General features: G+C 72.1%; 19 protein-coding genes. 9 read left to right on the top strand and 10 right to left on the bottom strand.

What is annotated here, in order from left to right:
• The first annotated feature begins 23 nt into the window (after nt 1-23).
• Entirely contained in the window at nt 24-2,135 is a 2,112-nt protein-coding gene (fusA, locus tag ACYVC6_RS07160; RefSeq protein WP_460712404.1) for an elongation factor G, read from the top strand.
• Nucleotides 2,136-2,204: 69 nt separating this feature from the next.
• Nucleotides 2,205-3,398, top strand: coding sequence for an elongation factor Tu (tuf, locus tag ACYVC6_RS07165; protein WP_460712406.1), 1,194 nt, complete (start codon nt 2,205-2,207; stop codon nt 3,396-3,398).
• Nucleotides 3,399-3,738: 340 nt separating this feature from the next.
• Here tuf and ACYVC6_RS07170 read toward each other — a convergent pair whose 3' ends face one another.
• Nucleotides 3,739-5,085 carry a transaminase gene (locus ACYVC6_RS07170; RefSeq protein WP_460712408.1) on the bottom strand — a complete coding sequence of 449 codons (1,347 nt, stop codon included), beginning with the start codon at nt 5,083-5,085 and terminating at the stop codon, nt 3,739-3,741.
• A 34-nt stretch (nt 5,086-5,119) separates the two neighbouring features.
• On the opposite strand from ACYVC6_RS07170, the gene ACYVC6_RS07175 reads away from it, so the two are divergent.
• Together ACYVC6_RS07175 and trmB are read left to right on the top strand one after the other, a co-directional pair.
• A complete protein-coding gene (locus tag ACYVC6_RS07175; RefSeq protein WP_460712410.1) occupies nt 5,120-5,623 on the top strand; it encodes a hypothetical protein in 504 nt (167 codons plus the stop codon).
• A gap of 2 nt (nt 5,624-5,625) precedes the next feature.
• Nucleotides 5,626-6,348, top strand: a complete 723-nt coding sequence (gene trmB / locus ACYVC6_RS07180) for a tRNA (guanine(46)-N(7))-methyltransferase TrmB (RefSeq protein ID WP_460712412.1) — start codon at nt 5,626-5,628, stop codon at nt 6,346-6,348.
• Between the two features lie 12 nt (nt 6,349-6,360).
• On the opposite strand, the gene ACYVC6_RS07185 is transcribed toward trmB, so the two are convergent.
• The gene (locus tag ACYVC6_RS07185; protein WP_460712414.1) at nt 6,361-6,774 is read right to left on the bottom strand and encodes a hypothetical protein; all 414 of its coding nucleotides are present in this window, start codon (nt 6,772-6,774) and stop codon (nt 6,361-6,363) included.
• A 163-nt stretch (nt 6,775-6,937) separates the two neighbouring features.
• Here ACYVC6_RS07185 and ACYVC6_RS07190 point away from each other — a divergent pair, with 163 nt between their 5' ends.
• Nucleotides 6,938-7,489: a hypothetical protein gene (locus tag ACYVC6_RS07190; RefSeq protein ID WP_460712416.1), complete on the top strand. Its 552-nt coding sequence runs from the start codon at nt 6,938-6,940 to the stop codon at nt 7,487-7,489.
• Between the two features lie 66 nt (nt 7,490-7,555).
• Here the strand turns inward: ACYVC6_RS07190 and ACYVC6_RS07195 are convergent, their stop codons facing one another.
• Nucleotides 7,556-8,365 carry an RDD family protein gene (locus ACYVC6_RS07195; RefSeq protein WP_460712418.1) on the bottom strand — a complete coding sequence of 270 codons (810 nt, stop codon included), beginning with the start codon at nt 8,363-8,365 and terminating at the stop codon, nt 7,556-7,558.
• 5 nt (nt 8,366-8,370) lie between these two features.
• Nucleotides 8,371-9,192, bottom strand: a complete 822-nt coding sequence (locus ACYVC6_RS07200; RefSeq protein WP_460712420.1) for an alpha/beta hydrolase — start codon at nt 9,190-9,192, stop codon at nt 8,371-8,373.
• A gap of 22 nt (nt 9,193-9,214) precedes the next feature.
• On the opposite strand from ACYVC6_RS07200, the gene ACYVC6_RS07205 reads away from it, so the two are divergent.
• The 3 genes from ACYVC6_RS07205 to ACYVC6_RS07215 all read left to right on the top strand — a co-directional run bounded on the left by ACYVC6_RS07205 (nt 9,215) and on the right by ACYVC6_RS07215 (nt 13,607).
• Complete coding sequence (locus ACYVC6_RS07205; RefSeq protein WP_460712422.1) at nt 9,215-10,222, top strand: SGNH hydrolase domain-containing protein; 1,008 nt, start codon at nt 9,215-9,217, stop codon at nt 10,220-10,222.
• Nucleotides 10,223-10,231: 9 nt separating this feature from the next.
• The gene (locus tag ACYVC6_RS07210) at nt 10,232-11,227 is read left to right on the top strand and encodes a stage II sporulation protein M (RefSeq protein WP_460712424.1); all 996 of its coding nucleotides are present in this window, start codon (nt 10,232-10,234) and stop codon (nt 11,225-11,227) included.
• Between the two features lie 61 nt (nt 11,228-11,288).
• Nucleotides 11,289-13,607, top strand: coding sequence for a hypothetical protein (locus tag ACYVC6_RS07215; RefSeq protein ID WP_460712426.1), 2,319 nt, complete (start codon nt 11,289-11,291; stop codon nt 13,605-13,607).
• Here ACYVC6_RS07215 and ACYVC6_RS07220 read toward each other — a convergent pair whose 3' ends face one another.
• Nucleotides 13,608-14,534, bottom strand: a complete 927-nt coding sequence (locus ACYVC6_RS07220) for an EamA family transporter (RefSeq protein ID WP_460712428.1) — start codon at nt 14,532-14,534, stop codon at nt 13,608-13,610.
• A 39-nt stretch (nt 14,535-14,573) separates the two neighbouring features.
• Between ACYVC6_RS07220 and ACYVC6_RS07225 the strand changes: the two genes are divergently transcribed.
• Nucleotides 14,574-15,071 (top strand): MarR family winged helix-turn-helix transcriptional regulator, encoded by a 498-nt coding sequence (locus ACYVC6_RS07225; protein WP_460712430.1) that lies wholly within the window; start codon nt 14,574-14,576, stop codon nt 15,069-15,071.
• Nucleotides 15,072-15,081: 10 nt separating this feature from the next.
• Here ACYVC6_RS07225 and ACYVC6_RS07230 read toward each other — a convergent pair whose 3' ends face one another.
• Genes ACYVC6_RS07230 through ACYVC6_RS07250 form a run of 5 tightly spaced genes read right to left on the bottom strand, consistent with a single transcriptional unit; the run spans nt 15,082 to nt 20,302 of the window.
• Nucleotides 15,082-16,374 carry a DUF58 domain-containing protein gene (locus tag ACYVC6_RS07230; protein ID WP_460712432.1) on the bottom strand — a complete coding sequence of 431 codons (1,293 nt, stop codon included), beginning with the start codon at nt 16,372-16,374 and terminating at the stop codon, nt 15,082-15,084.
• A gap of 16 nt (nt 16,375-16,390) precedes the next feature.
• On the bottom strand, nt 16,391-17,392 hold the full coding sequence (locus ACYVC6_RS07235; RefSeq protein WP_460712434.1) for an AAA family ATPase: 1,002 nt from the start codon (nt 17,390-17,392) through the stop codon (nt 16,391-16,393).
• On the bottom strand, nt 17,389-18,564 hold the full coding sequence (locus tag ACYVC6_RS07240) for a DUF4350 domain-containing protein (protein ID WP_460712440.1): 1,176 nt from the start codon (nt 18,562-18,564) through the stop codon (nt 17,389-17,391). Before ACYVC6_RS07240 ends, ACYVC6_RS07235 begins: the two co-directional genes overlap by 4 nt.
• Nucleotides 18,561-19,196, bottom strand: coding sequence for a DUF4129 domain-containing protein (locus ACYVC6_RS07245; RefSeq protein WP_460712443.1), 636 nt, complete (start codon nt 19,194-19,196; stop codon nt 18,561-18,563). Before ACYVC6_RS07245 ends, ACYVC6_RS07240 begins: the two co-directional genes overlap by 4 nt.
• Nucleotides 19,193-20,302 carry a hypothetical protein gene (locus tag ACYVC6_RS07250; protein ID WP_460712444.1) on the bottom strand — a complete coding sequence of 370 codons (1,110 nt, stop codon included), beginning with the start codon at nt 20,300-20,302 and terminating at the stop codon, nt 19,193-19,195. Before ACYVC6_RS07250 ends, ACYVC6_RS07245 begins: the two co-directional genes overlap by 4 nt.
• Between the last annotated feature and the right edge of the window lie 18 nt (nt 20,303-20,320).

A 20,320-nucleotide genomic window follows, 5' to 3' on the forward strand; every position in this document is an offset into this window, starting at 1 on the left:
CGACTTAAGGAACGCTGACTCAAGTGGCAGTCGACATCACCACGGACCTCAACAAGGTCCGCAACATCGGCATCATGGCGCACATCGACGCCGGCAAGACCACCACCACCGAGCGCATCCTCTTCTACACCGGTATCAACTACAAGATCGGTGAGGTCCACGAGGGCGCGGCCACGATGGACTGGATGGAGCAGGAGCAGGAGCGCGGCATCACCATCACCTCCGCCGCGACGACCTGCTGGTGGAAGAACCACCAGATCAACATCATCGACACCCCCGGCCACGTGGACTTCACCGCCGAGGTGGAGCGCTCGCTGCGCGTCCTCGACGGTGCCGTGGCGGTCTTCGACGGTGTCGCCGGCGTCGAGCCGCAGACGATGACGGTGTGGCGCCAGGCCAACAAGTACTCCGTGCCCCGCATGTGCTTCGTCAACAAGCTCGACCGCACCGGCGCCGACTTCTTCATGTGCGTGCAGATGATGAGGGACCGCCTCAACTCGACCCCGCTCGTCCTCCAGCTGCCGATCGGCGCCGAGGCGGACTTCCTGGGCGTCGTCGACCTGGTCGGCATGCGTGCCCTGACCTGGCGCGGCGAGACCAAGATCGGCGAGGACTACGACATCGAGGAGATCCCGGCCGAGCTGGCCGAGCAGGCCGCGGAATACCGCGAGCTGCTGATCGAGACGCTGGCCGAGGCCGACGACCCGATCATGGAGAAGTACCTCGAGGGCGAGACCTTCACCGTCGAGGAGCTCGAGGCCGCGATCCGTCGAGCCACGCTCGCCGACAAGCTCAACCCGGTGCTGTGCGGCACGGCGTTCAAGAACAAGGGCGTGCAGCCCCTGCTCGACGCGGTCGTCAAGTACCTCCCCTCGCCGCTCGACATCGACGCGATCATCGGTCACTCCCCGAAGGACGAGGCGGAGGAGATCAAGCGCCGCCCGTCCGACGACGAGCCGTTCTCCGGCCTGGCCTACAAGATCGCCACCGACCCCCACCTCGGCAAGCTGATCTACGTCCGGGTCTACTCCGGCAAGCTCGAGGCGGGCGCGACCGTGGTCAACTCGGTCAACGGCCGCAAGGAGCGGATCGGCAAGGTCTACCAGATGCACGCCAACAAGCGTGAGGAGATCGCGTCGGTCGGCGCCGGCCAGATCGTCGCCGTCATGGGCCTCAAGGACACCAAGACCGGTCACACGCTGTGCGACCCCCAGCACCAGGTCATCCTCGAGTCGATGACGTTCCCGACCCCGGTGATCGAGGTCGCGATCGAGCCCAAGACCAAGGGTGACCAGGAGAAGCTCGGCACCGCGATCCAGCGCCTCTCCGACGAGGACCCGACCTTCACGGTCAAGGCCGACGAGGAGACTGGCCAGACGATCATCGCCGGCATGGGCGAGCTCCATCTGGAGATCCTCGTCGACCGGATGAAGCGCGAGTTCCGGGTCGAGGCCACCGTCGGCAAGCCGCAGGTGGCCTACCGCGAGACCGTCCGCAAGGAGGTCCTCAAGCACGGCTACACCCACAAGAAGCAGACCGGTGGGTCCGGCCAGTTCGCCAAGGTGCTGATCTCCCTCGGCCCCAACGTCGACCCGGAGACCGGCGCGGGCGCGGGTTACGAGTTCGTCAACAACGTCACCGGTGGTCGAATCCCGAAGGAATACATCCCTTCGGTCGACCAGGGCGGCCAGGAGGCCATGGAGTTCGGCGTCCTCGCCGGCTACCCGATGGTCGACGTGAAGTTCACCCTCGAGGACGGCGCCTACCACGACGTCGACTCGTCCGAGCTCGCGTTCAAGATCGCCGGCAACCAGGCCTTCAAGGAGGCCGCCCGGATGGCCAAGCCGGTCCTGCTGGAGCCGATGTTCGCGGTCGAGGTCACGACCCCCGAGTCGTTCCTCGGCACCGTGATCGGCGACATCAACAGCCGGCGCGGCCAGATCCAGGCACAGGAGGAGCGTCACGGTGACATGGTCATCAACGCCCTCGTGCCGCTGTCCGAGATGTTCGGGTACGTTGGCGACCTGAGGTCCAAGACCTCCGGCCAGGCCTCGTACTCGATGGAGTTCGACTCGTACGCCGAGGTCCCGCAGGGCATCGCCGACGAGATCATCAAGAAGGTCCGCGGCGAATAACGGCGCACGACCCTCGGCACCACCCCACGTAAGTACGAGTCAGCAAGACAACAACCAGGAGGAGCCCCAGTGGCTAAGGCGAAGTTCGAGCGGACCAAGCCGCACGTCAACATCGGCACCATCGGTCACATCGACCATGGCAAGACGACGCTGACCGCAGCGATCACCAAGGTCCTGCACGACAAGTACCCCGACCTCAACGACGCCTCGGCGTTCGACGAGATCGACAAGGCACCCGAAGAGCGTCAGCGCGGCATCACGATCTCGATCGCGCACGTCGAGTACCAGACCGAGGCGCGTCACTACGCCCACGTCGACTGCCCCGGGCACGCCGACTACATCAAGAACATGATCACCGGCGCGGCCCAGATGGACGGCGCGATCCTCGTGGTCGCCGCCACCGACGGCCCGATGCCGCAGACGCGCGAGCACGTGCTGCTCGCCCGCCAGGTCGGCGTGCCCGCCCTGGTCGTGGCGCTCAACAAGTGCGACATGGTCGACGACGAGGAGCTCATCGAGCTCGTCGAGATGGAGGTGCGCGAGCTCCTCTCCGAGTACGAGTTCGACGGTGACGAGATCCCCGTCGTCCGCGTCGCGGCGTTCCCGGCCCTGCAGGGCGACGCCAAGTGGGGCGACTCGATCATGGAGCTCATGAACGCCGTCGACACCGCGATCCCCACCCCGGAGCGCGAGACCGACAAGCCGTTCCTCATGCCCGTCGAGGACGTCTTCACCATCACCGGTCGCGGCACGGTCATCACCGGCCGCATCGAGCGCGGCATCGTGAAGGTCAACGAGGAGGTCGAGATCGTCGGCATTCGCGAGACCTCGCAGAAGACCGTCGTCACCGGCGTCGAGATGTTCCGCAAGCTGCTCGACGAGGGCCAGGCCGGCGAGAACGTCGGGCTGCTCCTGCGCGGCACCAAGCGCGAGGACGTCGAGCGCGGCATGGTCGTGATCAAGCCGGGCACGACCACCCCGCACACCAACTTCGAGGCCTCGGTCTACATCCTCTCGAAGGAGGAGGGCGGCCGCCACACGCCGTTCTTCAACAACTACCGCCCGCAGTTCTACTTCCGCACCACGGACGTGACGGGCGTCGTGACGCTGCCCGAGGGCACCGAGATGGTCATGCCGGGTGACAACACCGAGATGTCGGTGGAGCTCATCCAGCCCATCGCGATGGACGAGGGCCTGCGTTTCGCGATCCGCGAGGGCGGCCGCACCGTCGGCGCCGGGCGGGTCACCAAGATCACGAAGTAGCTCACACACGAAGACCCCCGAGCCAGCCCGTCAGGGCTGGCGAGGGGGTCTTCGTGCGTGAGCACTCGTTCCGGACTGAGCCGAGTCGGCGGTACTGCAGCGCCGGCGCGAAGCGCCCCCTGCTGCGGTAGCGCCGCGTCGGCGATCCCGAAGCGCAAACCCGGCGAGTCGGCGTTACTGACGTGCAGTAGCGCCGACTCGCGGGGGAGCGGGGGGTCGAGTTGGTGTCGAGTCGGCGTTACTGACCTGCAGTAGCGCCGACTCGCGGGGAGCGGGGGGTCGAGTTGGTGTCGAGTCGTCGTTACTGACGTGCAGTAGCGCCGACTCGCGGGTCAGGGAGTCAGGTGAGGAGGGCGTCAAGCGCCTCACGGAACACCACCGTGTGCCGGTCGACGTCAGCCTCGGTGTGCGCGGGGCTGAACAGCGCCATGTTGTGGAACGGCGTCAGCAGCACACCGCGGTTGAGGCACCACAGGTGCAGGAAGCCCTCGAGGTCCTCGTCGACCGCGGCCGCCGCGGAGGCGCCGTCGCGCGGGGGTGGGCAGAACCAGTACTCCGCGCGGCAGCCCAGCCGCTGGACGTGCCAGGGCAGGCCGTGCGCGGCGATCGCGTCGGCGACGCCGGCCGCGAAGCGCTCGGCCAGCGGGATGGCGACCGCGAAGTCCTCGGCGCGCAGGCACGTCGACAGCGTGGCCCGGATCGCGGCGGTCGCGAGCGCGCTGCCGGTGAGGGTGCCACCGACCCCGGCCACGTCGATCTCGTGGCCCAGCATCGGGCCGCTCAGCCGAGCCGCGACCTCCGCGGTCATGCCGTACGCCGCGCACGGGATGCCGCCCCCGATCGCCTTGCCGACCACGAGCAGGTCCGGCTCCAGGCCCCACTCGGCCGTGCAGCCGCCCGGCCCGGCGCACATCGTGTGCGTCTCGTCGACGACGAGCAGCACGCCGTGCCGCCGGGTCACCTCGCGGACCGCGGCGAGGTAGCCGTCGTCGGGCAGCACGATGCCGATGTTGGTGAGCGCCGGTTCGAGGAGCAGGCACGCGACGTCGCCCGCGGCGAGCCGGCGGTCCAGGGCGTCGACGTCGTTGAACGGCACCACGGCGGTAGTGAGCGCCACGTCGACCTGCGGGCCGAGCGCGCCCGGGCGGCGCACCACCGAGCCCGAGGCGTCGAGGACGGCGAGGGTCTCGTCCACGGTCCCGTGGTAGCACCAGTCCATGACCGCGACCCGCGGCCGCCCGGTGAGGTGCCGGGCGAAGCGCAGCACGAACCGGTTGGCGTCGGTCGCGGACATCGCGAGCTGCCAGGACGGCAGGCCGAACCGGCGGGTGAGCTCCTGTCCCACCCAGACGGCGTCGTCCGAAGGCAGCATCACGGTCGCGCCCCGCGCCATCCGCGCCGCGACAGCCTCGGTCACCTGGGGAAGCGCGTGCCCGGTCATGGCACCCGTGTCGCCCAGGCACAGGTCGACGTAGTCCAGCCCGTCCACGTCGGTGAGCCGCGCGCCCTCGGCCCGGTCCACGAACACCGGGAAGGCCCCGGGCCACCGGGTCATCCACGGCATCGGCACCCCGGCGAGCAGCGAGCCTCTCGCCTGTTCGGCGAGCGCCGCCGAGCGTGGGTGCAGAGCGACGAACCGCTCCTCCTCGTCCCTGCGCAGTCGCTCCAGCCGGCTCCGGTCGGTCATCGGGCCACGGTAGTGGTGCTGGCAGGATGACCACATGAGCGAGACCCCACCGCCCCCGCCGTCCGGCGGTGACCCCGACCAGCCGCCGCCCCCGACCACGCCGCCCTCCACCACTCCATACCCCCAGCAGCCCACCCCGCAGGGCTGGCAGCCCGGGTGGCAGGAGAGCTGGCAGCCGGCCACGGGTGGCCCGCCCGCCGGCCAGCCGCCCTATGGTCAGCCGCCCAACCCGCAGGTGCCCTACGGCGCGCCGATGCCGGGGTACGGGCCGATCGCCCCCGACCACCCACAGGCGACCACCGTGCTGATCCTGGGCATCCTGGGCCTGGTCCTTTGCCAGGTGATCTCGCCGTTCGCCTGGGTGATGGGCAACCGGGTGATCCGGGAGATCGACGCCAGCGGCGGCACGATCGGCGGTCGCAGCAACGCCAACGCGGGCCGGATCTGCGGCATCGTCGGCACGGCATTGATCGGACTCGGGTTGCTGGTCGCCGTCGGCGTGGTCATCGTCGCGATCATCGGCACCGCGACCGCCTGACCGTGGAGCGAGCCACACCCCCCGCTCGTCCGCACCAGCGCTTCACCGAGGACGGGCGCCGGATGCGCGAGGTGCTGTCCTACTCGCGCCGCGGGAGCCGCTTCACCCCCACCCAGGCGCAGGCATGGGCGGCCCACCGCAACCGCTGGGTCATCCCCGACGAGGCCGTGGACGACCCCGGCTTCCGGCTGACGCAGTGGTTCGGCCGGGAGGCGCCGCTGGTCGTGGAGATCGGCTCGGGGATCGGTGAGGCGACCGCGCTGCTGGCCGCCGCCCGGCCCGACCACGACGTGCTGGCCCTGGAGGTCTGGCGACCCGGCGTCGCGGACACCCTGTGGCGGCTGGCGGAGGCCGGCGCGGACAACGTGCGGCTGTGCAGCGTCGACGCGGTCTGGGTCCTCGAGCACCTCGTCGCCCCCGGGGGGCTGGCCGAGCTGTGGACGTTCTTCCCCGACCCGTGGCCCAAGACCCGGCACCACAAGCGGCGGCTGGTGGACGCACGCTTCGCGGCGCTGGCGGCGAGTCGCCTGGCCCCGGGGGCCACCTGGCGGCTGGCCACCGACTGGTCGCACTACGCCGAACAGATGCGCGACGTCCTCGACGCGGAGTCGCTCCTGGCCGGTGGCCCGGTGCCACGTTGGGTGGACCGTCCGGTCACCCGGTTCGAGCGCAAGGGGATCGAGGCCGGTCGGCCCATCGCCGACCTCGCCTACGTCCGCAGATAGGGCGTCGCGAGTTCAGGCCGCGTGGTCGACCGGCAGGCCGAAGGAGTGCAGCAGCAGCTCCACCCGGCGGCGCTCGCGGTCGAGCTCGGGGCCGGGCTGGAGCACGAACAGCAGGTGGGCCTGGCCCAGGGACTCGCAGCACTCACCGAGCACCAGGTCATAGGCCGAGCGGAGCGCCGACACCTTGACGTAGGACGCGTGCGGCGACAGGGCGTGGAACCGCTCGCCGCGCCGGCGTACGTCGACGGCGATCGCCTCGATCGGCCGGTTGACCGGCTGCACCAGCCCGTCGCCGCGCCGCAGCCGCCCGCGCACCCAGGCGCGCCAGCGCCGGCCGCGTGTCCCCACGGCCAGCGAGATGAGCCAGGGGGAGCCGGCGAACGCAGCAACGATCACCACGGTCGCGACGACTCCGGGCGTCCCCATGAGTCGAGGGTAGGTCGGGCCTCAGGCACCGTCGAGCAGTGCGAGCGGGCAGGTGGTCTGGACCGGTCGGAGGTCGTCGGAAGAAGTTGTTAGGTCCCGGGGCCCGGGCCCTCCTACTTCCGACAACACCGTCACCCACACCACTTTCCAGAAAGGCATCACCATGAACAGCAAGACCACCCGCCGTCCCCGTCTCGGCCTCGTCGTGGGCGCCGTCGCCCTTGGTGTCGCGTGCACCGGCGGTGCCTACGCCGCCGGCGCCCAGATCACCAGCTCGGCGCAGATCAAGTCGCAGGTCGTCAACAGCGGCGACATCAAGAACGGCACCGTCAAGCTCAAGGACCTCAACCCCAAGACCGTCACCAAGGTCAAGCAGCTCGAGGCCTGGCACGTCGCGTCCCTCCAGGGCAGCTGGGCCACGTTCCCGGCTCGCAACGCCCCCGCCTTCCGGGCCGATGAGGTCAATGGCGTCGTCCACCTGCGCGGTGCTGCGAGCTTCGGCTCGGACAACGGGTCGGACAAGACCATCTTCTCCCTGCCGGCGGGCTACCGTCCTGCCACGCCCATCACCGTGAACGTCGCGACGTTCAACGGCCTTGGTGGCGAGTCGGAGTTCGGCGCGCTCGAGATCCAGACCGACGGCGATGTCAGGATCTACGGCAGCGGTGACGACCGGTTCGTCTCCTTCGAGGGCGTGTCGTTCTCGATCGGCTGAGCCTCGCTCGACGAGCCCCCCTCCCGCCCGGAGGGGGGCTCGTTGCCGTCCCGCCGGCCCGGCGGGTCAGCGCCGTGACGTCAGCCGCCGGCGCAGCTCCGCCTCGCGGGCCAGGCGCGCCTGGTCGCGCTCGCGGCGTGAGGCGATCACGGCGGCCAGGTAGGCCTCGGGCGGGGTCCCGGCGGGCGGCGGCGGGGCGACGTACGCCGACACCTGGTCGGCCAGCTGCCGCCCGATGGTCTCCCGGGCCTGCGCGTCGATCGCGGGCAGCCGGGCGAGGTACTGCCGCACGGCGAGCGCAAGACCCGTGGGCAGCGCGGCGATGTCGGCGGTGCGGGCCCATCCCTCCAGTGGTGGCGGCATCAGCGCGGGAGGGGGCAGGCGGAGCCGCACCCGGTCGCGCACGACGTAGGTCCCCGCTGCATAGTCGCCGAGCCGCTTGCCGCGCGAGCTCAGCAGCGCCGAGAAGAACGCCGGGACCCCGGTGAACACGTAGATCTCGACGATGCCGACCAGGGCTCTCACCAGGGCGTGCTGGAACGTGATCGGCCCGGCATCGTCACGGACCGTGCGCAGCCCGCACGCGAGCTTGCCGATCGACTTGCCGCCGGTGAGCGTCTCGAGGGTCGCCGGGAAGGCCAGGAACACGATGATGTTGGTGCCGATGAACGAGGCCCAGATCAGCGCTCCGTCGGTCTGCAGCGCCGCGGTCAGGAGCACGAAGAACGCCAGGAAGAACGTGATCAGCGTGACGACGACGTCGATGAGCCCCGATGCGATCCGCATCCCGAGTCCGGCCGGCGGCAGGTCGAGCGCGACGGCTTCGCCGGTGACGAGGTCATCGGTGGTGAGGGTCGCGAACTCCGGGGCCGTCATCGCGGTCAGTGTAGGAGCGCCGCGAGGATCTCCTCCCAGGATCTGAGCAGCGTGGCCAGGTGGGTGGCGCCCGGTACGACGTGCAGCCGGGCATCGGGGATCCGGGCCGCGAACCACTCGCCCCCGGGCCGGGCCCGCTGGTCCTGCTCGCCGTACCAGAGCGACGTCGGACAGCGGACCGCGGTCACGTCGAAGGCCCAGGGGCGGAACGTGAGCGCTGCGTCGCGGAGGTAGCCCTCGTGGCGGGCCAGGGCCTCGCGGACCGAACTCGCGAGGTCGGCGGTGGTCGTCACCGCCCGCAGGAGCTCGGCGTCCTGGCTCGGCAGACCCGCTGTGAAGCGCTCGCCCAGGGCGTCGTCGTCGGGGTCGTCGGGGTCGAGCCCGGCGACGTAGGCCGCGAACTCGGGGGCGAACCGCGCCATCATCGCGGCGACGGACTCGTTGGGCTCCTCGTCCGGCGGCGGCAGCGTCGCGACGATCCCGAGTCGGCTCACCCGATCGGGGTACGCCGCCGCACACGCAGCGGCATAGCCGCCGCCCACCGACATCCCGAGCGCGGCGACCTCGCCGATCCCGAGGAGGTCGGCGACGGACATGGCGTCGGCCGCGGCGCTGAGGTGAGTGGACTCGGCGACCGCCGAGCGGCCGTAGCCCTGCCGGTTGACGCAGAGCAGCCGGGCGCCCGCCGCGCGCGCCGCGGTGTCACCGCTGCGGGCTGCCCAACGCGTGTCGGGGCAGCCGTGGAAGAACAGCACGACCGGGCCGGACTTGCTGCCCCCGAGCCAGAACTGGGCGGATCGCCCGTCCGGCAGCACGGTCTCGGGCACCTGCTCAACCTACGCTTTCGGGGTGCGCCTCGTGGTCCTCCTGCTCCTGGCGCTGCTGGCGTCGGGCTGCTCGGGCGACCCGGGACCGCCGCCGGGCCCGAAGCAACCGCGCGCCGAGGAGACCCACGGCGGCGGCACCGCTTCGGCCGACCCCCCACCGCCGGCCTCCTCCGAGAGCCAGGTGTTGGAGCGGGTGCGCCGCGCGGTCGAGGCGGCCCGGGCCGGCGATCCCATCCCGGAGGCCACGGCACCCAGCGTGCAGGAGCTGAAGCAGGACTACGCGCGCGGTGGGGCCTGCCCGGCGTTCTACCGGAGCGACGGCGACTGGCGGCTGTGTGCGCGGGGCGACCCCGATGGCGAGCGCACCCTGGTCGTGATCGGCGACTCGCACGCTCGCCAGTGGGGGAGCCCGCTCGACATCCTGGCCGAGCGGGAGGGATACACCGCCTATCACTTGGTGCGTCTCGGCTGCCCCGCAGCTGACCTCACCCCGTGGCTCAACAAGCGCGACGGGCCCAACGTGGTGTGCGAGCGCTTCCACGCGTGGACCGTCGAGCAGGTGCGTGCCCTGCAACCGGACGTCGTCGTGCTGGCCACCTCCTTCAACCCCAACGGCTATGTCGTGGACGGCGCGCAGGTGCTCGACGAGTCCGAGCGCCTGCTGCTGCTGCGCGACGGCATGGCTCGGCTCGCCGCCATGCTCGAGCCCGACGTCGGCCGCTTCGTGGTCATCGGCGACCCGCCCGCGGTGCAGCTGAGCCCGGTCAAGTGCCTGCTCCGGGCCAAGACCCTCGACCGGTGCGCCGCACCCGGGTCGGCCCTGTCGCTGCAGGCCAACGACGCGGTGCGAGGGGCCGCCCAGGACGCGGCCGCGAAGTACGTCTCCACGGCCGAGTGGTTCTGCCTCGACAACTACTGCCCGACCGTCCTCGGGGAGCTGCTGTCCTACCGGGACCAGAACCACGTCAGCGACACCTACGCGCGCTACCTGACCGAGGTTCTGGGCGCGGAGCTCGCCCTGGGAACCTAGGCTTCACGCGTGGATCTCGACGCGTACGTGCTCGCGCACGCGCACGAGTGGCAGCGCCTCGAGGAGCTCGCCCACCGCCGCAGGCTCACCGGCGCCGAGAGCGACGAGCTGGTCGAGCGCTACCAGCAGGTCGCCACCCACCTCTCCGTCGTGCGCACCTCGGCCCCCGACGCGACGCTGGTCGCCCACCTCTCCTCGGTGCTCGCACGCGCCCGCAACCGGGCGGTGGGCACCCGGGTGAGCAGCTGGAGTGGCTTCCTGTCGTTCTTCACCGAGCGGTTCCCGGCCGCGCTCTACCGACTGCGCTGGTGGTGGCTGGGCTGCCTGGCCGCCAACGTGGTCGTGACCGCGGTGATGATGATCTGGCTGCTCGACAACCCCAACGTGGAGCAGAGCCTGCTGTCGCCGGCCGAGGTCGACCAGCTCGTCAACGAGGATTTCGAGGGCTACTACAGCGAGTACGCCGCCAGCCACTTCGCCTTCCAGGTGTGGGTCAACAACGCCTGGGTCTCCGCACTGTGCCTGGCGCTGGGCATCCTGGGTGTGCCGGTCGTCTACCTGCTCTTCCAGAACATCCTCAACCTGGCGATCATCGGTTCCGTCATGCACCGGGCCGACCATGGCCAGCACTTCTGGGGCCTCCTCCTGCCGCACGGCCTGCTCGAGCTGACCGCGGTGTTCGTGGCCGGGGGAGTGGGGATGAAGCTGTTCTGGTCCTGGGTCGAGCCCGGATCCCTGACCCGGACCCAGTCCATCGCCCGCGAGGGCCGGACCGCCGGGACGGTCGCGCTGGGCCTGGTCGTGGTGCTGTTCGTCAGCGGCGTCATCGAGGGTTTCGTGACGCCGTCCGGGCTTCCCACCGAGGCCAGGGTCGGCATCGGCATCGTCGCCGAGCTGGCCTTCCTCGCCTACGTGTTCGTGCTCGGGCGCCAGGCGGCCGGGCGCGGAGTCACGGGCGACGTCGACAGCCGTTACCTCGAGGACCGGGTGGCGACCCAGGAGTAGAACCCCTACCGGTTCCGCCAAAACGCCCCCGAGGGCTCCGGGTCCGACGGACGATGGAGCCGTGACGTCGCCGACAGCGGAGGACCCGCTGGATCCGCTCGTCTCGGCAGCGGTGCTGCACGAGGCGCGCGCACGCCTGCTCCGAGCCGCGCGGGCGGCCGACCGGGCGTGGCTGACGGCGTTCGGGTTGTCAGTCGTCACGGCGCTGGCCGCCGCGACGCTGTTCGCGGTCTCGCTCTTCGTCAGCCCCGGATTCGTGGTGATGTGGACGGTGTTCCTCTCCGCCGCGATCTACAACATCGCCCGGTTCTGGCCGCATCCACCGGAGCGGCAGGGGGTGAGCCTCAACAGCGAGGAGGTACGCCGGCTCCGGCACAGTCTCGACCCGCACGCCCCCGACTGGCCCCAGTACGTCACCCTGGTGCCGGACCCGGTCGTGAGCGTGACCGGACAGCGTCTGACCCTGGGCATGCCCCTGCTCGCCTGCCTCGCCCCGGACGACCTGAAGCGCCTGGTCGCGGTCGCGGTGCGTTCGTCGGCCAGCGCCGAGGAGGACCACGTCGTCCGCCGCGCGCTGAGCCTGGTCGACGGCGACCTGGGTCGCGGCGTGCCCGTGTGGCGGCGCAGCTCCCGTTCCCCCCGCGGGCTCACCGGGCAGATCCACCTGGCCCTAGCCGGCTTCGTCGAGGAGCACCAGCGGTGGCTGGCGGCGTTCCGCAACAACGCCGAGGCGTCGTCGAGGCGCGACTCGCTCGCGCTGCACCACCAGGACCTGGTCGTGGAGGGGTGGCAGCTCATGCGCAAGGAGTGGCTGGACCCCTCGCTCGAGCGAGGCTGCTGGCACCCCGAGCCGTTCTCCAGCCTGCGCGAGTTCCTTGCCGGGGTCCAGGCCGTCGGTGCCCTGGACGGGGTCCTGCCTCCCAGGCCCGCCCGTGGGCCGGTGGTCGACCTCGTCGCCACGCACGAGGCCGAGGTCGCCGATGTGCTCCTGGGCGACCGGCGCGCGGACGAGCTGCGGACCATCACCTGGTCGGAGCACCCCACGATGGTGACGGTGCCACTGTGGCGGGCGCTCGCGGGCGAGGCCCTCGACGTCAGCCGGCAGCTCACCGGCCTGGCCACGCCGGCCACGGTGGAAGGGGTGCTCGGGTTGATCGAGTCCGGGGACCTGATCGCGGTGGCCCGGCAGGTCGCGCCCCACCATGGGCTCGACCCGGACAAGACCGACTGGGTGAGCATGTCCCGATGGGTCGGCGGCTACCCGGCGCTGCTCCTCACCGCGGTGGTCGGCATGGCCGCCATCGACTCCGGCTGGTACCGCCCCCGCTGGAGCTGGCCGGACGGGACCTCCCTGGTCAACGACGACGGCTGGGTCCTGCCGCTGCACGCCGTCGCCAACGAGGTGCTCCGTCCCCACGAGCGGCGCGCTGCGCCGGCCATCCTCGAGCTGGGCACGGCGCTCGCCGAGCTCGGCATCGACGTGACCGGGCCGCTCTGGCTGACCCGTGAGCAGGGGGACGCCCGACCGGTGGAGCGCCCGACGGGTTCGTTCGTCGCGTTCCAGGGCGTGAGCTCGCGGCAGGTGATCGTCACCGACCGGGCGGTGCACGTCTTCGGCCGACCCTGGTCGGCCGGCTTGCGCAACCACTACGCCTTGCGGATGCGGGGGGCCCACGAGCTCCGCACCCGGATGCTGCGGGTCTGGCAGGGTGACGAGACCGACCAGACGGCCTACCTGTTGGGTGCGGACATCCATAAAGCGAAGTTCAGCGTCCTCACGGGTGGGGGACGCTGGCGCCTGGTCCTCCAGGGTCGGGACGAGAAGCTGACGCTCCGGGGGTTCGGTGACGGCCGTGCCCAGGAGGAGCAGGTGGCCGCTCTGCTCGGCGACCGGTTGGCCACCAGCTGGCTGCACTCACCGCGCGAGCTGCTCGCGGTGCGCAACGGCATCGGCCGGGTCGGGATGGCCCTGGGCGGGATCGGCCTGGTCGGCGCCCTCGTCCTCCAGCTGGTCAAGCCCTCGTCCTGGCCCGACCTCACAGCGCCCTACGTCGCCGCGGGCGGGTTGCTCGCGCTGGTGCTCGCCGTGCTCCCCGACGCGGTCATGGAGGTCGTCTGGAAGCTGCGCGGTCATCCTGAGCGTCCGGCGCCGCTGGTGGTGACCAGGCGCTACGCCCGGTCTGTGCCCTTGTCGACACCGGAGCCGGCCGGCCTCTGGGAGCAGCCCGCGATCAACGGGTCGGCCATGGAGGCGATCACCCTCGACCTCGGTGACCTCCCCGACTTCCCGGACTGGCCCGACGAGATCATCGACCTCGACGACATCGGGGACCTGCCGGACTGGCCGCCGGAGATGACGCCCCAACGCGACGGCCCCTAGCTAAATGGACACCGGGACGCAGTCCCTGGTGCTGCGGGCGACCGGCGTACGACGGGCCAGCCGGGCCCGGATGACGGCCGCCGCGGCGGGCTGGCCGGCGACCACCCCGCCCAGCACGAGCAGCATCCCCAGCGCCTGCGCCCACCCGAACAGCTCGCCCGCCACCACGACGCCCAGCGCCGTGCCGACGACCGGGTTGAGCAGGCCCACGAGCGAGACGGCACCGGCGGGCATCGAGGCGAGCCCGCGGAACCAGCAGTAGTAGGCCACGCCCGTCCCGACGACCGCGAGCCAGGCGAAACCGAGCAGCGCCGAGCCGTCGACCGTCGGGGGAGCGCCCTCGACGAGCAGACCGATCGGCAGCAGCAATAGGCCGCCCGCGACGAGCTGCCAGGAGACGAGCGTCAGCATGTCGACCGGCGCCGGCCAGCGCTTGACGAGGACGAAGCCGAAGGCCGAGACCAGCACCGAGCCGAGGGCGGCGGCCAGGCCGAGCGCGCTCACCTCACCAGGTGACCGCAGCACGAGCAGGGCCACGCCCACCAGTCCGACCAGGGCGGCTGAGATCCGGATCCCCCCGGGACGCTCACCGAGTGCGGGCAGCGCCATCGCCATGACGGCGAGCGGCGAGGCCGCCTGCACGGTCGCGGCCAGGCCACCGGGCAGGTGGTAGGCGGCCAGGAAGATGAGGGGGAAGAAGAGCCCGATGTTGCAGGCGCCGAGCACCAGGGCGCGCCACCACCACACGCCGTGCGGCCGACGGCGGAGCAGGGCGAGCAGCACCAGGCCGACGGGCAGGGCGCGGACGGTAGCCGCGAACAGCGGCCGGTCCGGCGGCAGCAGCTGCTCGGTGACGACGTACGTCGTGCCCCAGGCGGCGGGGGCGACGGCGGTGAGGAGCACCACCCTGAACCGGATACTTTCCATGGAAGACAGTTTAGTTTCCGAGGAAGATATAGTCAACCCGTGAGCACAGCCGAACCGGACCATGTCGGGCGGATCCTCCAGCAGTGGCGCCGGGAGCGTCCCGATCTCGACGTCAGTCCGCTCGGGGTCATCGGCCGGCTGCACCGCCTCGCCCACGCCCTCGACGTCGAGCTGCGGGCGCTGTTCGCCGAGGCCGACCTCTCCGACGGCGACTTCGACGTGATCGCCTCGCTGCGCCGCGCGGGGGAGCCGTTCGCGCTGACCCCCGGCGAGCTCGCCGCCACCACCATGGTCACCTCGGGAGCGGTCACCAAGCGGGTCGACCGGCTGGAGGCGCAGGGCTACGTGACCCGGACGGTCTCCACCGAGGACGGCCGCTCCCGCACCATCGCGCTCACGGACAAGGGCCGGGAGCTGATCGACGAGCTGTTCCCGCGCCATGTCCAGAACGAACGCCGCCTGCTCGCCGGCCTGTCCGCCGACGAACAGGCCGACCTCGCCCGCCTCCTCGAGAAGTGGGGGCGGACGCTCGACTGACGGTCCGGCCTCAGAGCAGCCCGTTGGCCTTCAGCGACAGGTAGTGATCGGCCAGGGCCGGGGGGAGCCGCTCGGCGTCCGCGTCCACGACGTCGACCCCGACCGCGGTGAGCAGGTCGGCGGTCTGGCGGCGGCGGACCATCGCCTGCTCGGCGGCGGCGGCGTCGTAGACCTCGTCGATCGTGCGGCGGGTCCCGGCGAGCACCTCCAGCTCGGGGTCGCGGACCGAGGCGAGCACCACCCGGTGGTGCCGGGTCAGCGCCGGCAGCACCGGCAGCAACCCCTCCTCGACGGCGGACGGCTCGAGCGGTGTCAGGAGAACGACGAGGGCCCGCTGGCGGCCGAACTCGGTCACCGCGCCGGCGAGGGACGACCAGTCCGCCTCGGCGATGACCGGCTCCAGGTCGGCCATGGTGTCCTGCAGGTGCGCGGCTACGTCGCGGGCGCGTGCCGACCGCACCCGCGCCCGGATCCGCCGGTCGCCGGCGACGAAGTCGATCCGGTCGCCGGCCCGGGAAGCCAGCGCCGCGAGAAGCAGCGCGGCGTCCATCGCCGAGTCCAGGCGCGGGACGTCCTCGACCCGGCCCGCCGAGGTGCGGGAGGTGTCGAGCACCAGCACCACGCGCCGGTCGCGCTCGGGCTGCCAGGTGCGGACCACCACCTTGCTGGTGCGGGCGCTGGCCCGCCAGTCGATCGAGCGGACGTCGTCGCCCCGGACGTACTCACGCAGTGAGTCGAACTCGGTGCCCTGGCCGCGCACCCGGATCGCCGCGCGCCCGTCGAGCTCGCGGAGCCTGGCCAACCGGCTCGGCAGGTGCTTGCGCGACTCGAAGGGAGGCAGCGAGCGCACCACTCCGGGGACCTCGATCGTGCGCTGACGGGCGGCGAGCCCCAGCGGTCCGCGCGCCCGGACCGTCACGCCCAGGGCGGGCAGGTCGCCCCGGCGCCGCGGTCGCAGCGGGGTGGTCAGGACGGTGTGCTCGCCGCCGGCGAGGTCGATGCGGTGCCGGTTGTCGGTCGCCCCGGCCGACGGCTGCCACGCGTCGCGAAGCAGCGCCCGGAACCGACGGGTGCCGGGGTTGCCCACCCGGAGCACGGAGGCCGCCGGGTGGCCGAGCCGGACGGCGCTGATGGGGTCACGGGCGAAGGTCAGGGAGGCCGGCCTCGGTGCGGCGAGCACGTCGACCGCGACGAGGACGGACACCACGAGCAGCCACAGCCAGACGGTCCCGCCACTCGGCCGGGCGAGGACCGGCAGCAGCCCCAGCAGGAGCAGCAGCGGGACGCGACCGGTGATGACCATGGTGGGTGGGTGGGCCTCAGCGCGGGACGGGGACCGAGCTGAGGGCCGAGGCCAGCACCTCGGCCACGTCGACGCCCTCGAGCTCGGCCTCCGGGCGCAGGCCGAGGCGGTGGACCAGGGTCGCGTGGGCCAGCGCCTTGACGTCGTCCGGGGTCACGAAGTCGCGCCCGGTCAGCCAGGCCCAGGCCCGGGCCGAACGCATCAGGGCGGTCGCCCCCCGGGGGCTCACGCCCAGGCTCAGCGACGGGGACTCACGGGTGGCGCGCGCGATGTCGACGATGTAGCCGATCACCTCGGGCGAGACCTGCACCGTCTTGACCGCGGCCTGGCCGGCGGCGATGTCCTCCGGGCCGGCGACCGCCGTCACGCCGGCGGCACGGACGTCGCGCGGGTCGAACCCGGCCGCGTGCCGGTGCACGATCTCGAGCTCGTGGGTCCGGTCCGGGATCGGCAGCACCACCTTGAGGAGGAACCGGTCGAGCTGCGCCTCCGGGAGGGGGTAGGTGCCCTCGTACTCGATCGGGTTCTGGGTGGCCGCCACGAGGAACGGCGCCGGGAGCGGCCTGGTCACGCCGTCGACGGACACCTGGCCCTCCTCCATCGCCTCGAGCAGCGCCGACTGGGTCTTGGGCGGGGTCCGGTTGATCTCGTCGGCGAGCAGCAGGTTGGTGAAGACCGGCCCCTCCCGGAAGCTCAGCTCCCCGGCCTTGGAGTCGATCACCATCGAGCCGGTGATGTCACCGGGCATCAGGTCCGGGGTGAACTGCACCCGGCGGGTGCCGACCTCGAGCGCGCCGGCGAGGGTCCGCACCAGCAGGGTCTTCGCCGTGCCCGGCACACCCTCCATGAGCACATGACCGCCACAGAGCAGGGCGACGAGCAGGCCGGAGACCGCGGCGTCCTGCCCGACGACCGCCTTGCCGACCTCGGCCCGCACCGCGACCAGCCGCTCGCGCGCCGCAGCGTTGGGTGAGGCGCCTACCCCACCCTCGTTGATCGGAGCATCGCTCTGCGTCACGGTCCTTGCACCTCTCTGTCGAGCTCGGCCAACGTCTGCGCCAGGTTGATCAGGTCTCGGTCGGTGGAGGGGCCTGGGTCCCCGGGGGGCGGATCGAGCAGTTGGGCGACCTCGGTCTCGGGCCGGCCGGTGCGCCGCGCCACCTCGCGCACCAGTCCGGCAGGGTCGAAGCGGGAACCGAGCCGCAGCCGCTCGGCACACCTCGACCGAGCCGACCGACGCAGGGCCGCGGCCGCGTGAGCACGATCGCCCGCGCGACGGTACAGCCGACCGAGGCTGCGGGTCGTCTCGACGGCGCGGACGACGACGGGCAGCGGTTCGGCGGCGAGCGGTCCAAGGCGTCGGCCCCGCCAGACCATGACGGCGACGACGGACAGCGCGGCCACCCACAGGCCGGGGAAGACCCAGCGGGGCAGGAGACTGGCCAGGGAGACGCCCTCACCGGCCGAGAGGTCCGCGGGCGACGGCACGTACCAGACCAGCCGCCGGTCCTGGCCGAGCAGCCGCAGCGCGATGGCGGCGTTGTCGGCGCGCAGCACCTGGTCGTTGGTGAACGCCTGGTCGGCGCCGAACAACAGGAGCCCGTCTCGGGGCCGGAGCACCACGGCCCCGAGATCGCCCGGGAAGCAGTCGCCGCCCTCGTAAACCGGCGCGCTGTCGACCTCCACGGTCAGGCCGTCGAACAACGGGTCGACGCAGCCCGCCCCCCGCCCGTCGCCCAGGTCGACGTTGCTGGGCGTCACGGGGGCGCCGAGCGCCTCGGCGGCACCGATGTCCGCGCCCAGCACGATGACGTGCGCGGCCCCGCCCGTGTGCGCCAGCAGACGGTCGATGGTCGCCTCGCCGAGGTTGCCGGGGAGGACGACGACCACGCTCGTGTCGGACCCGACCGCCAGGTCCTCGAGCGCGTCGGCGCCGCGTGCCACGTCGACGTCGACACCTTCGGCGTCCAGCACTCTGGCCACGGCTCGGGCGCCCTCGGGTCCGGCGTTGTCAGGGTCCATGGGGGTGGTGTTGTCGCCGCCGCTGGTGAGCGCGGCGATCGCCACGGCGGCGACCAGGCCCAGCCCGATGAGCAGCGAGGCGCGGTTGCGGGAGAGGAAGCCCGGCCGCCGGCCGGCCGGGTCCGTGGGGCCGGTCGGGGCCGCCTGCTCGACGGTCGCGGCGGTCATCGGCGCACCAGGAGCTCGTCGTCGAGCGCGATCACGCTCGCGGCCTGGGCCGCGGTCGCCGCCCGATCGCCGTAGAGGACGGCGTCGAAGAGGGCTCCGGCGTCGTCGACCCGGCCGCGCAGGTGCGGGAACTCCCGCCCCAACGCGAGCGCCACCTCGTGCGCCGTGGCGCCGGGGGCGTCGGCCAGCCGGCCGCGCTCGACCTGCCGGGTCGCCACCGCGCGGAACCCGTCGACGAGGGCGTCCTCGTGGCGGGCGGCGGCGAGCGCGGCCTCGGCGCGGGCGCGGAGCTCGTCGGCACTGATGATCTCGTCGGTGAGGACGGCCCGGTCCTCCTCGCGGGTCCGGGCGGTACGCCGGGCCCGGGAGAGCAGCCAGCCCAGCAGGGCGACCAGCCCGACCAGGATCACCATCGCGGCCAGCGTCGAGAGCGGAGGCGCGTCCGCGGCCGCGTCCAGGCCCTTGCCCAGCTGGCGCTCGACCCAGCTGAGGAACCTCTGCACGAGGTTCTGCTCGTTGTACTCCGGGCGCAGCAGCTCGCGTCGCAGCTTGGACCGCGCCTCGTCAGGGGACGGGGTCAGCGGGGGGTCGCGCGGCAGGAACGCCGGCAGCGCCACGGGCACGAGGCTCACGCGGTCAGCCCTGCCTGGCGCATCAGCTCGACGTCGTAAGCCTCCTTGCGCATCCGCTGGTCGAGGTACTGCAGCGACGTCACCGCCGAGGTGAACGGCGTCGCGAACGCCGCCGAGACGACCTGGGCGAGTGCTTGGCTGACGATCAGGATGAGCAGCGCGTAGCGGCCGCCGACCGCGATCGACCCGACCTGGCCGACGAGGGAGATCGGGAAGGACAGCACGTTGCTGGCGATCCCCACCACGATGCCGGTGAGCAGCGCGATGCCCAGCGTGCGCCAGAACTGCCGACGGGTGAGCGCGAAGCCGCGGGCAATGGCGCCGAGGATGGTGACGTCCTCGAGCATCAGCACCGGGACGGGCAGGTAGTAGACGCGGATCCAGAAGAACGCCATGAAGGCGACGTACGCCGGCACCGTGACCAGCCCCCAGGCCACGACGAGTTCCGGCGGGGCGTTCATCGCGACCACCACCCAGGCCGCGACGTAGAGGGCGAGCGCCAGCAGGAAGCCCAGCCACAGCAGGACGGCGAGCCCGACCAGCCGCCAGCGCCGGCCCCGGGTGGCGGCCCACGCCTCACCCAGGCTGAGCCGGCGCCCGACCGCCGCGGCGGCGACCACATGGGCGACCATCCCCGTCACCAGCAGGCTGCCGAAGACGAAGAGCACCAGCCCGACCGCCAGCGACCCGAACGACCCGGCGAAGCCCAGCGTCGAGGCCGTGTCGGGGGACCCGGTCTCGTCGAGGGTGACGTTGACCGTGGCGGTCAGCACGGCGGTGACCACGACCGGGATCGTCATGGTGACCGCCGCGACCAGCACCGACGAGCCGACCGTCGCCTTGGGGTTGAAGCGGATCACCCGGAACGCCGCGTCGTACATGTCACCCAGCCCGAGGGGGCGCAAGGGCATCGCGCCCGGCTTGTGGGCCGCGCCGAGCATGCCCGGCTGCGGTGCCCACGCCGCCGACGGCGGCGCCAGGGGAGCCGGTCCGCCCGGGTAGGACGGCGCGGGCCCGACCTGGCCGGGGAGGTAGGACGGAGGCGGAGGCGGGGGTGGCTGCCACCCGGGCGGCGGCGGTGAAGCGCCCCACCCCGGATCCGTCATGCGGTGATCCTGTCAAGC

Source organism: Nocardioides dilutus (assembly GCF_054779555.1).

What these genes read in the sequence shown, in the direction of transcription:
- ACYVC6_RS07220 (WP_460712428.1), bottom strand. Translation starts at nt 14,534, where the DNA reads ATGGAAAGTATCCGGTTCAGGGTGGTGCTCCTCACCGCCGTCGCCCCC.
- ACYVC6_RS07190 (WP_460712416.1), top strand. Translation starts at nt 6,938, where the DNA reads ATGAACAGCAAGACCACCCGCCGTCCCCGTCTCGGCCTCGTCGTGGGC.
- ACYVC6_RS07175 (WP_460712410.1), top strand. Translation starts at nt 5,120, where the DNA reads ATGAGCGAGACCCCACCGCCCCCGCCGTCCGGCGGTGACCCCGACCAG.
- ACYVC6_RS07185 (WP_460712414.1), bottom strand. Translation starts at nt 6,774, where the DNA reads ATGGGGACGCCCGGAGTCGTCGCGACCGTGGTGATCGTTGCTGCGTTC.
- ACYVC6_RS07240 (WP_460712440.1), bottom strand. Translation starts at nt 18,564, where the DNA reads ATGACCGCCGCGACCGTCGAGCAGGCGGCCCCGACCGGCCCCACGGAC.
- ACYVC6_RS07230 (WP_460712432.1), bottom strand. Translation starts at nt 16,374, where the DNA reads ATGGTCATCACCGGTCGCGTCCCGCTGCTGCTCCTGCTGGGGCTGCTG.
- ACYVC6_RS07195 (WP_460712418.1), bottom strand. Translation starts at nt 8,365, where the DNA reads ATGACGGCCCCGGAGTTCGCGACCCTCACCACCGATGACCTCGTCACC.
- ACYVC6_RS07250 (WP_460712444.1), bottom strand. Translation starts at nt 20,302, where the DNA reads ATGACGGATCCGGGGTGGGGCGCTTCACCGCCGCCGCCCGGGTGGCAG.
- ACYVC6_RS07170 (WP_460712408.1), bottom strand. Translation starts at nt 5,085, where the DNA reads ATGACCGACCGGAGCCGGCTGGAGCGACTGCGCAGGGACGAGGAGGAG.